Annotated in this window: 14 protein-coding genes; 8 read left to right on the top strand and 6 right to left on the bottom strand. The window is 64.3% G+C overall.

Annotated elements, in window-relative coordinates; translation table 11 throughout:
- Positions 1 to 52 precede the first annotated feature (52 nt).
- Genes ASE85_RS05545 through ASE85_RS05555 form a run of 3 tightly spaced genes read right to left on the bottom strand, consistent with a single transcriptional unit; the run spans position 53 to position 1,307 of the window.
- The gene (locus ASE85_RS05545; RefSeq protein ID WP_056684905.1) at positions 53 to 610 is read right to left on the bottom strand and encodes an RNA polymerase sigma factor; all 558 of its coding nucleotides are present in this window, start codon (positions 608 to 610) and stop codon (positions 53 to 55) included.
- A complete protein-coding gene (locus ASE85_RS05550) occupies positions 607 to 1,044 on the bottom strand; it encodes a periplasmic heavy metal sensor (protein WP_056684908.1) in 438 nt (145 codons plus the stop codon). Before ASE85_RS05550 ends, ASE85_RS05545 begins: the two co-directional genes overlap by 4 nt.
- The gene (locus ASE85_RS05555; protein WP_235523248.1) at positions 1,041 to 1,307 is read right to left on the bottom strand and encodes a hypothetical protein; all 267 of its coding nucleotides are present in this window, start codon (positions 1,305 to 1,307) and stop codon (positions 1,041 to 1,043) included. The genes ASE85_RS05550 and ASE85_RS05555 overlap by 4 nt, the downstream gene beginning before the upstream one ends.
- A 139-nt stretch (positions 1,308 to 1,446) precedes the next feature.
- On the opposite strand from ASE85_RS05555, the gene copC reads away from it, so the two are divergent.
- Positions 1,447 to 1,821 (top strand): copper homeostasis periplasmic binding protein CopC, encoded by a 375-nt coding sequence (copC, locus tag ASE85_RS05560; RefSeq protein ID WP_056684911.1) that lies wholly within the window; start codon positions 1,447 to 1,449, stop codon positions 1,819 to 1,821.
- A gap of 66 nt (positions 1,822 to 1,887) precedes the next feature.
- On the top strand, positions 1,888 to 2,685 hold the full coding sequence (gene copD / locus ASE85_RS05565; protein ID WP_235523263.1) for a copper homeostasis membrane protein CopD: 798 nt from the start codon (positions 1,888 to 1,890) through the stop codon (positions 2,683 to 2,685).
- A gap of 12 nt (positions 2,686 to 2,697) precedes the next feature.
- Here copD and ASE85_RS05570 read toward each other — a convergent pair whose 3' ends face one another.
- From ASE85_RS05570 to ASE85_RS05580, 3 genes are all read right to left on the bottom strand, one after another.
- A complete protein-coding gene (locus ASE85_RS05570; protein ID WP_056684917.1) occupies positions 2,698 to 3,417 on the bottom strand; it encodes a cupin domain-containing protein in 720 nt (239 codons plus the stop codon).
- A 115-nt stretch (positions 3,418 to 3,532) separates the two neighbouring features.
- Positions 3,533 to 6,055 carry an ABC transporter permease gene (locus tag ASE85_RS05575; RefSeq protein ID WP_056684920.1) on the bottom strand — a complete coding sequence of 841 codons (2,523 nt, stop codon included), beginning with the start codon at positions 6,053 to 6,055 and terminating at the stop codon, positions 3,533 to 3,535.
- On the bottom strand, positions 6,052 to 6,753 hold the full coding sequence (locus ASE85_RS05580) for an ABC transporter ATP-binding protein (protein ID WP_056684924.1): 702 nt from the start codon (positions 6,751 to 6,753) through the stop codon (positions 6,052 to 6,054). Before ASE85_RS05580 ends, ASE85_RS05575 begins: the two co-directional genes overlap by 4 nt.
- On the opposite strand from ASE85_RS05580, the gene ASE85_RS05585 reads away from it, so the two are divergent.
- The 6 genes from ASE85_RS05585 to ASE85_RS05610 all read left to right on the top strand — a co-directional run bounded on the left by ASE85_RS05585 (position 6,752) and on the right by ASE85_RS05610 (position 13,906).
- Positions 6,752 to 7,474, top strand: coding sequence for an arylesterase (locus ASE85_RS05585; RefSeq protein WP_056685240.1), 723 nt, complete (start codon positions 6,752 to 6,754; stop codon positions 7,472 to 7,474). The two genes, ASE85_RS05580 and ASE85_RS05585, sit on opposite strands and share 2 nt — an antisense overlap.
- Entirely contained in the window at positions 7,471 to 8,517 is a 1,047-nt protein-coding gene (locus tag ASE85_RS05590; protein WP_082462674.1) for an oxidoreductase, read from the top strand. The genes ASE85_RS05585 and ASE85_RS05590 overlap by 4 nt, the downstream gene beginning before the upstream one ends.
- A gap of 19 nt (positions 8,518 to 8,536) precedes the next feature.
- A complete protein-coding gene (locus ASE85_RS05595) occupies positions 8,537 to 9,931 on the top strand; it encodes a carboxylesterase/lipase family protein (protein ID WP_056684926.1) in 1,395 nt (464 codons plus the stop codon).
- Positions 9,932 to 10,344: 413 nt separating this feature from the next.
- The gene (locus tag ASE85_RS05600; protein ID WP_056684929.1) at positions 10,345 to 11,538 is read left to right on the top strand and encodes an AAA family ATPase; all 1,194 of its coding nucleotides are present in this window, start codon (positions 10,345 to 10,347) and stop codon (positions 11,536 to 11,538) included.
- Complete coding sequence (locus ASE85_RS05605; RefSeq protein WP_056684932.1) at positions 11,535 to 12,551, top strand: ParB/RepB/Spo0J family partition protein; 1,017 nt, start codon at positions 11,535 to 11,537, stop codon at positions 12,549 to 12,551. The genes ASE85_RS05600 and ASE85_RS05605 overlap by 4 nt, the downstream gene beginning before the upstream one ends.
- Before the next feature lie 167 nt (positions 12,552 to 12,718).
- A complete protein-coding gene (locus tag ASE85_RS05610; protein WP_082462686.1) occupies positions 12,719 to 13,906 on the top strand; it encodes a replication initiator protein A in 1,188 nt (395 codons plus the stop codon).
- The last annotated feature ends 5 nt before the right edge of the window (positions 13,907 to 13,911 follow it).

Raw genomic sequence — 13,911 nt, forward strand, 5'->3', positions numbered from 1 at the left:
TGCGGCGATCAAGGGACAGGTCGGTCATGCCCCTTCATACGCGGGCGATGCGTCAATCCGTCAAAATTTGAGCGAGTTTCGCGCGGGCGCGATAGAGGCGGGTTTCGACCGCCTTTTCGGTGACACCCAGCACCTGCGCCGCGTCGGCCTGACTCATCTGCTCGATGGTGCGGAGCAGCAGGACGTCCTTCAGATTGGCCGGCAAAGTGGCGATGGCAGCGTTGATGCGGGCGACTTCCTGAATCGAGCGGGCGGCGTCCTCCGGCGTGGCGTCGGGTGCAGCAATATCGAGCGCATCGTCGATCGGCTTGGCGAAGGCGAAGAAGCGGCGGACGGCGCGGCGACGGCCCCAGTCGCGGCATTTGTTGAGCGTGATGCGCGCGATCCAGACGCGAAAGGGGCGCGATGCGTCATAGCGGGCGAGCGCGGCAAAGGCGGCGACGAAGCTTTCCTGCGTGATGTCGAGCGCTTCGTCAGGATCGCCGATCGCCCCGCGCGCCAGCCGATAGACGGCATCGCGGTGCCGCTGCATCAGCGCACCATAGGCAGCCTGATCCCCGGCCAGCGCGCGGGCGGCCAGGGCGCGATCGTCGGGATCGGCTGTCTTCACCGGGCCGGCTGGGTCAGCGCCTTGACGATCGCGGCGTCGAACTGCGCCGCCTGATCCGGGCGGAGCACGCCACGCATCGCGAAGATATGCTGGAGCGTCTCCTTTTGCAGTTGGCCCATGACATGATGCGATCGGTCGACGGATTCCGCCACCTTGGGGCCATAGCCATGTTCCGCTTCGATTGCGGCGGCGAGCCGTTGATTGTCGGCGCGCATTTCCGCTTCCAGCGCGGCGCGGCGGCTGGCGAAGGCCGCCTCCAGTTCATGGATGCGCTGTTCCTGCGCCGTATCGAGCGTGAGCCGCTGGTGCAGCAGGGCGTGGACCTCGCTTTCGACACGCGGTTCGGGGGCCAGCCAGATGCGGGCGACCAGCACGGCCGCGAGCGCGGCGGCAAAGGCCACCAGCGCCACCCATATATAACGCCGGCCGTTCATTGGCCGAGCAGGCGGGACGGCGCATAATCGGACATGCCGATCGGCGTCGGCGCCGCTTGTGCCGGCGCGCCGGGCACGATGCTGCCGGCCCAGCCGATGCCGATCGCCAGCAGGCCGGCGAGCATCAGGCTGCGCCGCGCCATCGCCTGATCGCGCCGACGGGCCAGACCGCCCATCACCGCCGCGTCCATATCCGCCAGACGCGCGTCGGTCGGCATCGCACGCACCGTGCCCAACAACTGATCCAGATCGGTCATCATCATATCTCCATCCTTCCCCAAGCATACGCGCGAGCGGCGGCTATCCCTCACCTGAAAGAGACGAAAAAATTATGCGCATGGGTCGAGGGGTGCGGCAAGTCCATGCGTATCATCCCCTGACCACCCCAATGGAGATTGCCCCATGACCCGTTATTTCCTGACCGCTGCCGCCGCCCTTGCGCTGGCGCTGCCCGGCGTTGCAGCAGCCCATAGCAAGCTGGTGTCGTCCAACCCCGCCGCCAATGCTACGGTCGCCAAGCCGACCAGGCTGACCCTGACCTTTTCCGAAACCTTTCTGGCGCCGATGAGCGGCGCGGAACTGGTGATGACTGGCATGCCGGGCATGGCCGATCATCCCGCGATGCCGATCAAGGGCTTCAAGACCGACGTCAACGGCAAGACCATGACCCTGACCTTCCCACGCGCCCTGCCGGCCGGCAGCTATGACATCAAGTGGCACATCGTCGGCGCGGACCAGCACAAGATGGAAGGCGGCTACAGCTTCACCGTGAAGTAAGCCGCGATGACCGAGGGGGTGTTGATCGGCGCGCGATGTGCGCTGATGATCGACTTAGCGTTGCTCATGGGTCTGCCTCTTTTTTGGTGGGCCATGGGCATGGAAGGGCGCAGGAGCGGTCTGGCGATGCTGGCGTTGGGCGGCATGGCAGTGTCCGTGCTGTGGCTGCTGGCCAGTGCCGCCGCGATGACCGGCACGCCGATCAGCAGTCCCGACTGGGCCAGTGCACAGATATTGCTGACCTTGACGCCGATCGGCGCGGTGCTGGCGGTGCGCGGGGTCGCCTTGCTGCTGGCGCTGGCCTGCCTGATCCTGCCGCAGGGCCTTCGGGTCGCACTGATCCCTGCAGCGGTCGCAGCCGCGACGCTGGCCTGGACCGGTCATGCCGGGGCGACCGAGGATGTGACTGGTATGTTCCACCGGGTTGCCGATGTCGCCCATATCTGGGCGGCGGCCGGATGGACCGGGGCTTTGGCGGTGCTGCTGCATGCGGTGGCGGCACCGCGCCAAGATGTGCAGCGGATGGCCGCCATGCTGGGCGGCTTTGCGCTGATGGGGACGCTGATCGTCGCGACGCTGATCGTCAGTGGTGCGATCAATCTGGTGATGATCGTGGGACCGGCAGAGATGCCGGCGCTGACGGGCAGCCGTTACGGCCTGTTGCTGGGAGCCAAGCTGGCGCTGTTCGGGCTGATGCTGGGACTGGCGGCGGTGAACCGCTGGCGATTGACGCCCCTGCTGGAGCGGGGCGAGACGCGGCGGGCCTTGGCTTATCTGCGATTTTCGCTGGCCATCGAAACGAGCGCCGCCATCGCCATCATGGGGCTGGTGGCATGGCTGGGCACGCTCGATCCCATGGCCTGACCTGTCTTCCGATCAGGCGGGCCGGTAGATGCAGTAGACCTTCTTCACATGGACCTGGCTGTCCCAGCTGCATTGCGCACCCTGTTCGACCATGAAGATGTCGCCCTTTTGGAAAGTGCCTTCTTCCCCGGCTTCGTCGACGAAGGTCACGCTGCCGTCGAGCAGGTACATCAACTCGAAATGGCGATAAGCCATGGCGCGGCGATGGTAGGGCGTCGAATCCCAGGTGCCGACCATATATTCGCCGTCGTCGGACTTGTAATCGCCATGGTTGCGGCATTGCGGGGTTGGGCCGACCAGCAGTTCAGCGAGCGGCGCGCCCGACGGTTCGAGTGGGGCGCCGGTGTCGATCGGGATGATCGTGCCATTGCCGGCCGGGCCGCCGCTGCGGCGCATGAAGAGGATGCGAGAGTCCGCGTCGGTGGACCAGTCGAAGGACGCCCCGTCGCGCAGTAACAGGCTGTCGCCTTCGGTCAGGGTAAAGTTCTTGTCCGCCTGTTCGATACGGACGGTGCCCGATTCCACGATGACGAACTCTTCACCGGGCAAGGCGGAAACGCTGCCGCTACCCCATGGCAGAAGGATGAGGCCAGCGGTGATCGGGCCGTCGGCGAGCGGCAGGTCCGCGCGGGCGGCAAGGAAAGCGTCGCCTTTGGCCGGGGCGACGGTCGCGCCTGCGGCCCATTGGCGCAGGTCGATGAAGGAGCGGATTTGCGAAGCGGTGCTGGTCATGCCGGCCTTTTCCTATGCTGGACGAAGGCGGCAGGATAAAAGGGGCGGCGCGGCAGGAGGCACCGATCGCGGCAGGATATGCCGCGATCGGTGCCGTTTACAGCCGCGACAGCCGTTACAACTGCCGCAGCGCGCGGGCCGGGCGGATCGACATCAGCGGGATTGCGCCGGCAAGGCCGATACCCAGCGTCAGCAGCGCTCCGCCGCCCAATGTCGCCAGCACCACTGCCCAGTCGGGTTGCCACTGAAATTCAAATATGCGCACGATGACGAACCACGCCGCCGTCAGGCCGAGCGCCAGCGCGACCAGCGCCAGCATGGCGGCGAGCAGGCCATATTCGATCGCCTGTCCGGCCAATATCTGCCAGCGGGTTGCCCCCAGCGTCTTCAATATCACGCTGTCATAGCTGCGCGCCGCGCGGGAGGCCGCAATCGCGCCGACCAGCACGGCGATGCCGGCCAGGATCGCGACCGAGGCGGCAGCGACGATGGCGCGCGACATCTGCGTCATGATGGTGCCGACCTGATCGATCACGTCACCCACGCCGATCACCGACACGCCGGGGAAGGCGGACAGCAAGGCGCGGGTCATGGCCGCGTCATGGCGGGCGTCCATGGTGATGGTCGCGGTCAGGCTGTGCGGCGCGGCGGACAATGTGTTGGGCGAAAAGACGAGGATATAGTTGAAGCCCATCGTGTCCCAATTGACCTTCCGCAGGGAGCCGATGCGCGCGGTGATTTCCCGGCCGAGGATACTGACGGTCAGCGTGTCGCCGATACCGATGCCCATGATCTTCGCCGCTTCTTCGTCCAGCGAGACGAGCGGCGGACCGGCATAGGCGTGCGGCCACCATTGACCGCCGGTCAGGTCACTGCCCTGCGGCAGGACATCGCTATAAGTGACGCCGCGTTCGCCGCGCAGGAACCAGGCGCCTTCGGGCAGTTCCTGAAGGTCGGCGACCCGCTGGCGGCCATAGGCGACGATCGTGCCGCGCAGCGCGGGGACGATGTTGAGTTGCGCTTCGGGCGCCTGTTCACGAGCGATGGCGCGAAAGCGATCGCGCGATGTGGACGGGATATCGAGCACGAACTGGTTGGGCGCCTTTTCCGGCACGACGTTACGGATTTCGCGGTCGAGGCTGGTCTGGATGCCGGCCAGCGTCACGAACAATGTCAGCGCAAGGCCCAGCGCCACGATCAGCGCGGCGGTCTGCGCGCCAGGGCGGTGGAGATTGGCGAGCGCGAGACGCAACAGCGGGCGGCGCGGGCGCGGGGCGAGCAAGGCAAGGCGACGGACCGCCCATCCAAGGCCCAGCAGAAGCAGCAGGACGGCCCCCGTCGCGCCGAGCACCGCCGCCGAGAAAAGCGGTTCACGCGACGTCAGCAAGGCGAGCGCGACGAGCAGGCCCCCTGCCCCGGCCATGGCGATCAGGCTGCGGCGATCGAGGCCGCCGCGCGTTTCTACCGCGCCGCGAAAAATGGCGGCGGCGGGCTGGGTGCGGGCGCGGCCGAGAGGCGGGAAGGTGAAGAGAAAGGCAATCAGCAGGCCATAGGCGGCGCTGGTGACAAGCGGCAGCGGATGGACGCGGAAGCCGGGACTGACCGGCAATATGTCGCCCGCCAGCGCGACGATCAATGGCGGCAACAGCGCGCCGACGATCAGGCCTGCGCCGATGCCGAGCAGGGCGACCGCGCCGACCTGCATCCGATAGATGCGGCCAATATCGGCGGAGGTCGCGCCCAGCACTTTCAATGTCGCGATGCCGCCGCGCTTGCCGGCGAGATAGGAGGCGACGCCATTGCTGACGCCGATGCCTGCGATGACGAGCGCCGCAAGGCCGATCAGCGACAGGAATTGCCCCATGCGTTCGATGAAGCGGTTGGCGCCCGGCGCGGCGCGATCTTTGTCCTTGAAGGTCCAGCCGTCGCTGGCATGAGCCTTTTCCATGTCGTTGCGGACGGTGACGGCATCGAAGCCGGGATTCAGACGAATCCGATATTTGGCGGCATAGAGGCTGCCCGGCTGGATCAGGCCGGTGCGGCGCAGTCCGTCCATCGAGACAATGGCGACAGGGCCAAGCGTAAAGCCCTCGCCCAGTCGGTCCGGCTCGTCGGCAATGATGCCGGCGATGATGAAATCGGCGGTGCCGTAGCGCAGCCGGTCGCCAGCGCGGACGTCCAGCCGCTGCGCCAGCGCGTCGCCGATCAGAATATGGCCGGGATCGAGCGGGCTGTAGCGGGCGCGTTTCAGGCTGAGCGTCCCGTAGAGCGGATAGACGGAATCGACGCCCTTCAATTCGGTGAGGATGGCGGGCGGGGCGTCACCCCTGCCCTGCCCCACGCGCTGCGCCATGGCGCGCAGACGGATGGTTTCGCTTAATGTGCCGAGCTGGCGGAAGGCTTCCTTGTCGCCAAGCCGCGCTTCGCGCTGGGTCATGGCGATTTCGATGTCGCCGCCCAGCAGAGTGCGGCCCCGATCGCTCAATTCCTGCGTGATGGCGGCGGTCAGGCTGCCGATCGCCGCCAGTGTCGCCACGCCCAGGAACAGGCAGAGGAAGAGCAGCCGCAGGCCGCGAAAGCCCAGATGCAGGTCACGCCGGGCAATGCGCCAACTGGCGCGCCAATCCAGTGCGTTCATGCGGCGCGGTCCGAGGCGATCAGGCCATCGCGCATTTCCACGATCCGGCCACAACGCTGCGCCAGCACCGGATCATGGGTGATGATGATGAGGGTCGCGCCCGCCGCCGCCTGCCGTTCGAACAGCAGGTCCATTATGGTGGCGCCGGTGGTCGCATCCAGATTGCCGGTCGGTTCGTCGGCGAACAGCAGGGTCGGGCGCGGCGCGACGGCGCGGGCGATGGCGACGCGCTGCTGCTCGCCGCCCGAAAGCTGGGCCGGATAATGGTCGAGCCGGTGGCCGAGGCCCACGGCGCGCAACTCGTCGGCCGCGCGATCGAAGGCATCGGCATGGCCAGCCAGTTCCAGCGGCACGGCGACATTTTCATGCGCGGTCATGGTGGGAAGCAGGTGGAAGCTTTGCAGGATGATGCCGATCCGCCCGCGGCGGGCCTGCGCCAGTGCATCCTCGTCCAGCGCGCCGAAATCGACGCCACCCACGCTGACGCTGCCGCCGCTCGCTTGTTCGAGGCCCGACAGCACCGCCATCAGCGAACTTTTGCCCGATCCCGATGCGCCCAATATGGCGAGGCTTTCGCCGCGCAAGATGGTGAGATCGACACCCTTGAGGATCGCCACCGGCGCATCGCGCGTTCCAAGCGAAAGGGTGACATCCTGCGCGCGGATCGCGATAGTGGCTGGATCGATGGGCAAGTGCATGAAGAAGGAGCGCTCCTTGGCGGGCAGATGGACGCAATATGGGATGTTGGCGCTGTTTGTCCAACTGGCGGTGGCCTGTTCGGATAAAACACCCGCGCCACCTTCAGCAGACCAGAATGTCGTGGTCGCCAATGAGGCGCAATCGACGGTTCCGGCGGCCGACCAGCGGCTGGTCGTCGCATTTGGCGACAGCCTCTATGCCGGCTATAATCTGGATCAGGACAAGGGACTGGCGCCGGTGCTGGAAAAGGCGCTGACAGCGCGCGGTGTGAAGGCGCGCGTGGTCAATGCCGGGGTATCGGGTGATACGACGGCGGCCGGGCTGGCGCGGCTGGCATTCACTCTGGACGGCCTGCCGCGCAAGCCCGACCTGATGCTCGTGGGGCTGGGCGGCAACGACATGCTGCGCGGCCTGTCCCCGGCGGAAACGCGCAGCAATCTGGACGCGATATTGGCGCAATTGCAGCAGCGCGGCATTCCCGTGTTGCTGACGGGCATGCTCGCGTCGCCCAATATGGGGCCGGACTATGCTGCCGCCTTCAACCCCATCTATCCCGAACTGGCGCGCCAATATGAGGCGGGCCTTTACCCTTTCATGCTGGACGGCGTTATCGGCGATCGGGCGCTGCAACTGCCCGACGGCATCCACCCCAATGACAAGGGCGTGACGGTGATCGTCGGCAAGCTGGCGCCGGTGGTAGCCGGAGCATTGAAACCGTGAGCGCGCGGATCAGGGTCGGCCTGATCGGCTATGGCATGGCCGGGCGGGTCTTTCATGCGCCGTTGATACGGGCGGCGGCGACGCTGGACCTGGTTGCGATCGTGACCAGCAGGGCGGAGGAGGTCGCGGCACTGTATCCAGCGATCTGCTGTATGGACACGGCCGCCCTGCTGGCTGATCCGTCGATCGACCTGGTCGTGGTTGCGACACCGAGTGCGACACATGCACCGATCGCCGCCGATGCGCTGCGGGCTGGCAAGCATGTGGTGGTGGACAAGCCATTTGCGCTGACGCTGCCAGAGGCGCGCGATCTGGAGCGAATGGCGCGGGCTGGCGACCAACGATTGACCGTGTTCCACAATCGGCGGTTCGACAGCGATTTCCTGAGCATCCGCGCCGCCATCGAAGAAGGGCTGGTCGGGCGCGTCAGCCATTTCGAATCCCATTTCGACCGCTTCCGGCCGGAGGTGCGCGACCGCTGGCGGGAGGATGGATCGCCCGGATCGGGGGTGTGGTTCGACTTGGGACCGCATCTGGTCGATCAGGCGCTGGCGCTGTTCGGCCGGCCGCTGGCGGTGAGCGCGGACATCGTGGCGCTGCGGCCCGGATCCGCGGCGGACGACTGGGCGCATGTCGTGCTGCATTATGACGGGATGCGCGCCGTGCTCCATGCCAGCCTCAATGCACCAAGCGGCGACATGGGCGGCAGCCCGCGCTTCGCCGTGCATGGCAATAAGGGATCCATCATCAAACGGTCGCTGGATCCGCAGGAGGCGCAATTGATCGCTGGCCTGCGACCGGGCGATAGCGGATGGGGCGTGGATGCCGATCCGGTCGAATGGCATGACGGATCGGGCGGCGTGACGCTGCGCCCGGCGGCGACAGGATGCCAGGAACATTATTATGAAAGGCTGGGCGCGGCTCTGCTGACTGGTGGAGCCATGCCGATTCCGCTTGAAGAAGCGATCGCAGTGCAGGAAGTCATCGAAGCTGCGCTGCGATCGGCGCGGGAACAGCGGGTGGTGGCCTTGCCCCTGCCCTGACAGACGGGAGAGACGGGATATGCGCTTTCGCTTGGGCATGATGCTATTGGCCACGGCGCTGTCCGGCGCCGGTGTGCAGGCCCGCACCGCGACCGCCGAACCGGTCGTGACGATTGCCGATGGTGCCCTGCGCGGGGTGAGCGCGGATGGCGTCGTCGCCTTCAAGGGCATCCCCTTCGCCGCGCCGCCAGTGGGCGACCTGCGCTGGCGCGCGCCGCAAAGCGTGGCGCGGTGGCAGGGGGTGCGCGATGCCGGCCAATATGGCCATGACTGCATGCAACTGCCCTTCCCCAGCGATGCCGCGCCGCTGGGTACCCCGCCGGCGGAAGACTGCCTCTATATGAATGTGTGGAAGCCGGCGGCGACCAAGGGCAAGCTACCGGTGATGGTGTTGATCTATGGCGGCGGCTTCGTGAATGGCGGATCGTCGCCGCCCACCTATGCTGGCGCAGCGCTGGCGCGGCAGGGCATCATGGTCGTCAGCTTCAACTATCGGCTGGGCCGCTTCGGCACCTTCGCCCATCCCGCGCTGACGAAGGTAGATGCGGACAAGGGGCTACAGGCCAATTATGGCTATATGGACCAGATCGCAGCGCTGCGCTGGGTGCAGTCGAATATCGCGGCCTTTGGCGGCGATCCCGCCAATGTGACGATCATCGGCGAAAGCGCGGGCGGCATGTCGGTCCATGCGCTGCTGACATCGCCGATGGCGCAGGGGCTGTTCCAGAAGGCTGTTATTCAATCGGGCGGGCCGATGCCGATGGGCGATGCCACATTGGCCGCCGCCGAAAAGGCGGGCGCAGCCTTCGGCGAGCAGAAAGGCATTGCCGCCGATGATCCGCAGGCTGTCGCCAAGTTGCGCGCGCTGCCGGCCGACACTATTGTCGACGGCCTGAACCTGGCCGCACTGTTTACCCCCGGCCCGCGCACGTACAGCAGCCCGATCGCCGACGGCAAGGTCGCGGTGGACAGCATCGCCGCCTATCGGACCGGCCGCTTTGCCAGGGTGCCGGTGATGATCGGCGCGACCAGCAACGATATCGGCGGACCGACGGGGCCAATGGTGACGGGCGCCCGGTCCATGGCGCAGATGTTCGCCGGCCAGGGCGTGCCGACCTTTCACTATCGCTTCTCCTATGTGGCACAGGCGCTGCGCACCGCCGACACAAAAGGGGCGGGCCATGCGAGCGAAATACCCTATTTCTTCGATACGGTCGGGATCAAATATGGCGCGGCGACGACCACTGGTGACCGGACCATCGGTCGGGTGGCGAGCGGCTATCTGGTCAATTTCGTCAAGAATGGCGACCCCAATGGGGCTGGCCTACCCATGTGGAAAGCCCATGCCCCCACCACAGCGACGCTGATGGACATCGGGACGGAGGGCAGCGCAGCCGTCATGCCAGACCCTTAATCGGCTGGACATTCAGCGTGTTATCAAGACTCCCATGACGTACTTTCGGAATCATCACAGCGTGTTATCAATCGCGATCAATCGTGTGATCAGTTTCCGGCGGCGCGGCACGAATCGGGGGATTTGTGCCGGAAATCCCTTTTCAGCGCTGGTGGTAATCAGTCTAATCTCCTCATAAAAATCTCTAATGCGTGTTTGCCTCCAGAATTGCGGCATGGTTAGAGGTTGAAGGGCTATCAGCTGGCGCCCGTCCTTCCCTTGGTCTCTTCTCCCATCGGTTGTGTTCAGACGCGCCGCAGTGCAGCAAGGAAGCAACTCCAGATCGACAATAGGGTGAGTTTGACTTTCGCGCTAAAATAGGCGCATTAAACGCCAACCAGTTTCACCGTCATGATTCGACTATGAGGGGCGCCATGTCGTTTACCGTCAATACGCTGCGTAACGTCACCACGGCGTGCCAGCAAATGCGCGATCATATCAAGGCGATCGTGTTCCGTCCCGATACGCGCAAGACGCTCGACATGACTTTCGGCCCGACCGTAGCCGCTGAACTGATCGGCCGTACACCAGAGGCGCTAGCCAAGGCTGAGGCCAAAGGGCGCCTGCCCCAACCCAAGCAACTGCCCAATGGCCGGCGCTACTATATGCTGGAAGACCTGACCCAGATTCGCGAAGCGCTGGGCATCCATGTCGGCAAGCAACCAGACGAGGACGCCGTCGTGCTGGCGGTCCAGAATTTCAAGGGCGGCGTCGGCAAGAGCACGATCACCAAGCATCTTGCGGACTATCTGGCACTACATGGCTATCGCGTGCTGGTGATCGATTGCGATCCGCAGGCATCGACCACCACCATGTTCGATATCCAGCCCGAAACGCTGATCGACGACGAACAGACGCTGGGCACTTTCCTGTCGCCGCGCAGCACTTTCAGCGATTTCGCCCAGACGATCCGGGACACACCCTGGCCCACGATCAAGATCGTGCCGTCCAGCCTTGGACTTCAGGACGCCGAGTGGGACTTGACCTCCACCCTGCGCGAAGGTGGTCAGGCCGTGCGCGAAAGCCTTCAGGCGCTGCGCATCGGAATAGCCAGCGTGGCCAAGGATTTCGACGTGATCCTGCTTGATCCGCCACCAGCCATGGGCTTTCTGGGCCTCAATGTCATGGCGGCCGCGACCGGTCTGCTGATCCCGGTGCCCGCGCGCCAGCTCGACTATCTGTCGACCATCCATTTCATGGACACGATCGCGGACAATATCGAAATTCTTGAGCAGAATGGCACACCGGTCAATTACGGCTTCATTCGTGTCGTCTGTTCCACTTTCTCTCCCAGCAAGCCGGGAGAAAATGACATGTGGCGGATCATGCAGGCAACTTATGCCGGCCTGTTGCTGGGGCAGCCGATCCTGGCGTCAGAAGAAATCAAGAATGCGACCCAGGCTTTCCGGTCTATCTATGAATCCAAGCCGTCCGCGTCGCACCAGACCTATATGCGGTGCCGCGACAATCTGGATGCGGTGTTCGGTGAGGTCGAGCAGCAGATCCGGCAGCAATGGGCATCGACCAGCCTGACCGGCGCTGATGCCGGCGTGAGCGTCGCGGCATGAGCCGGCGGTCCTTGATCAGCGAAGCGCTGGCGTCGGTTCCGGCTGAACCAGTGGTCCCGCCCGATCCGGCAACGGCCGAAGCGGCGCCGGGGCGCGTCAATTTCACCAACAAGCGTCTGGAAGCGTTTGGCGAGGCCGCGCGGATCGTGAAGCGACCGACCATAAGGTTGAAGCCGGCGGAATGTTCGATTTGGCCGGGCAATGCGCGCGACTATTCGCTGCTCGACGAACATCGGCTGCGCAGCCTGATTGATTCGATCCTGGCGGAAGGTGGCAACCGCATTCCGGCGGTGGTGCGGCGGACGCCCAATGGCCCCCTGCCCTATGAACTGGTCACGGGGACGCGGCGGCACTGGGCGATCAGCTGGCTCAATGCCAATCACTATCCCGACATGGACCTGATCGCGATCATCGAGGATCTGGATGACGAGGCGGCTTTCCGTCTGGCTGACATCGAAAATCGCGAGCGCGAGGACATCTCCGATCTGGAGCGCGGCCTCAATTACAAGGCTGCGGTCGATCGCTTCTATGGCGGCGTGCAGTTGCGCATGGCCGAGCGGCTGAAGATCTCCAAGTCGCAACTGTCGCGCTATATCGCGCTGACCGACATTCCGCCCTTCCTGGTCAGCGCCTTTCATTCGCCAATGGATTTGCAGGCGAAATATGGCGAGAAACTGCTCCCCCTTCTGCGCGACCCGGCAAACCGAACGAAGCTGGAGGCGGCGGCCGACCAGATTGCATCGGAACAGAGTTTCCGCCGGTCGGGCGACGAGCAGCCCATCGCCGGTCCCGAGGTCATGAGCCGCTTGCTCAAGGCGTTGATCGCCAAGGGCCGCGTGCAGAAGGCGGCAATCGCGGGGGGCAATGGCAAGCCGATCGGTGAGGTGGTGAAGGACCAGCAGAAGATATTGACGCTGACGCTCACTCCGTCCGACATGTCGACCGACGATATATTGGAAGCGCTGCGGCCGGTCATCGACGCCGCCCGCATCCGCAATGCAAAGCGCCGATAGGCGGGCGCTTTACGGGGATGAAAAGCTGAAAATAGAGTGATAATCGTTATTTTTCAGTTTGTTATGGCTGTTTTCCCCCTGGGGGGACAGCGGGAATGGGATGATGCAGGGTGGCGAATGAGGGCGAACTCAAGACGGCGCTGAAAGAGCGCAAGGTCCAGTTCGAGATGTTCTTCACCTTGCCCGATTTCAGCGACATTTCGTTGCGCGACTATCAGGAGACGATGCAGCGGCCCTTCTTCAGCCTGTCGAAGCGCAAGCGCACCAAGCCCATAGAGTATGTCAGCCCGGATAAGTCGGTGAGCGTCCATGTCTCGCCTAATCCCACCTATGGCATGGCGACCATCTGGGACGCGGATATCATGATCTACCTGGCGTCGCATCTCAATGAACTGCGCGAGCGCGGCCTTAATGATCTGTCCCCCGTCATCCGGCTTCAACCCGGCGATCTGCTCAAACGCATTTGCTGGGGGACGAGCGGCCGTGCCTATGAACGGCTGGTGAGTGCGCTCGACCGGCTACAGGCGACGACGATCAAGACAAACATCCGTGCCAGCACCAAGAGTCGGGAAACGACTTTCTCCTGGATCGACAGCTATACCCATCTGGTCGACGAGCGTACCCAGCGTTCGCTGGGCATGGAAATCACCCTGTCCAAATGGTTCTTTGACGGAGTGATGGACAAGCGCAACGTGCTGGCCATTTCTCCGCTCTATTTCGAGATCACCAGCGGCCTTGGTAAGTGGCTTTACCGGGCCTCGCGCAAACATGCGGGCGGGAATGGACCGGAAGGTTTTGTCATCGGCTTTGAAACGCTCCACCAGAAGAGCGGCAGCGAGAGCGCCTATCCAGTGTTCAAGCGCAAGCTGCTCGATCTTGCCAAGGCCAATGAATTACCGGACATCAGCCTGGAAGTTATCAATCCTGATAACAGCAAGCCCAAGATGCGAATGGTGATGCGCCGGCATATGGCCGAGCGTGTACGATCGGGGCGGGCCACCCCCCTCCCCTCTTCCCCCGCCCGGACGAAGGCGGATCAGCAGGAAATGATCGACCCGCGACAGGCGATGAAGCTGATCGCACACGCTGCGGGTGGGCTGCGAAGCGCAGCCGCTGATCCACGCAAGGTTCGTGAGACCCCGATATCATATGCTCGCGCGCGCGATATATTGGACGCGGATATATATGAAGCGATCCGCAGCGATTTCCCTGGATGGGATTATGACGAGCTGATGCGCCGGTTCGATGCTTTTCTGGGGGCCAATCCGCATGAATTGCCCCGCAACTATTCGAAGCGCTTCCATGGCTTTGTCAAAGAACATAACCGCCGCAACAAATTTAAATTGCGCCCCTGATACCC

The organism is Sphingobium sp. Leaf26 (assembly GCF_001421665.1).
Taxonomy (GTDB): domain Bacteria; phylum Pseudomonadota; class Alphaproteobacteria; order Sphingomonadales; family Sphingomonadaceae; genus Sphingobium.

What these genes read in the sequence shown, in the direction of transcription:
- ASE85_RS05550 (WP_056684908.1), bottom strand. Translation starts at nt 1,044, where the DNA reads ATGAACGGCCGGCGTTATATATGGGTGGCGCTGGTGGCCTTTGCCGCC.
- ASE85_RS05600 (WP_056684929.1), top strand. Translation starts at nt 10,345, where the DNA reads ATGTCGTTTACCGTCAATACGCTGCGTAACGTCACCACGGCGTGCCAG.
- ASE85_RS05585 (WP_056685240.1), top strand. Translation starts at nt 6,752, where the DNA reads ATGAAGAAGGAGCGCTCCTTGGCGGGCAGATGGACGCAATATGGGATG.
- copC (WP_056684911.1), top strand. Translation starts at nt 1,447, where the DNA reads ATGACCCGTTATTTCCTGACCGCTGCCGCCGCCCTTGCGCTGGCGCTG.
- ASE85_RS05605 (WP_056684932.1), top strand. Translation starts at nt 11,535, where the DNA reads ATGAGCCGGCGGTCCTTGATCAGCGAAGCGCTGGCGTCGGTTCCGGCT.
- ASE85_RS05580 (WP_056684924.1), bottom strand. Translation starts at nt 6,753, where the DNA reads ATGCACTTGCCCATCGATCCAGCCACTATCGCGATCCGCGCGCAGGAT.
- ASE85_RS05555 (WP_235523248.1), bottom strand. Translation starts at nt 1,307, where the DNA reads ATGATGATGACCGATCTGGATCAGTTGTTGGGCACGGTGCGTGCGATG.
- ASE85_RS05595 (WP_056684926.1), top strand. Translation starts at nt 8,537, where the DNA reads ATGCGCTTTCGCTTGGGCATGATGCTATTGGCCACGGCGCTGTCCGGC.
- copD (WP_235523263.1), top strand. Translation starts at nt 1,888, where the DNA reads ATGGGTCTGCCTCTTTTTTGGTGGGCCATGGGCATGGAAGGGCGCAGG.
- ASE85_RS05570 (WP_056684917.1), bottom strand. Translation starts at nt 3,417, where the DNA reads ATGACCAGCACCGCTTCGCAAATCCGCTCCTTCATCGACCTGCGCCAA.
- ASE85_RS05575 (WP_056684920.1), bottom strand. Translation starts at nt 6,055, where the DNA reads ATGAACGCACTGGATTGGCGCGCCAGTTGGCGCATTGCCCGGCGTGAC.
- ASE85_RS05610 (WP_082462686.1), top strand. Translation starts at nt 12,719, where the DNA reads ATGTTCTTCACCTTGCCCGATTTCAGCGACATTTCGTTGCGCGACTAT.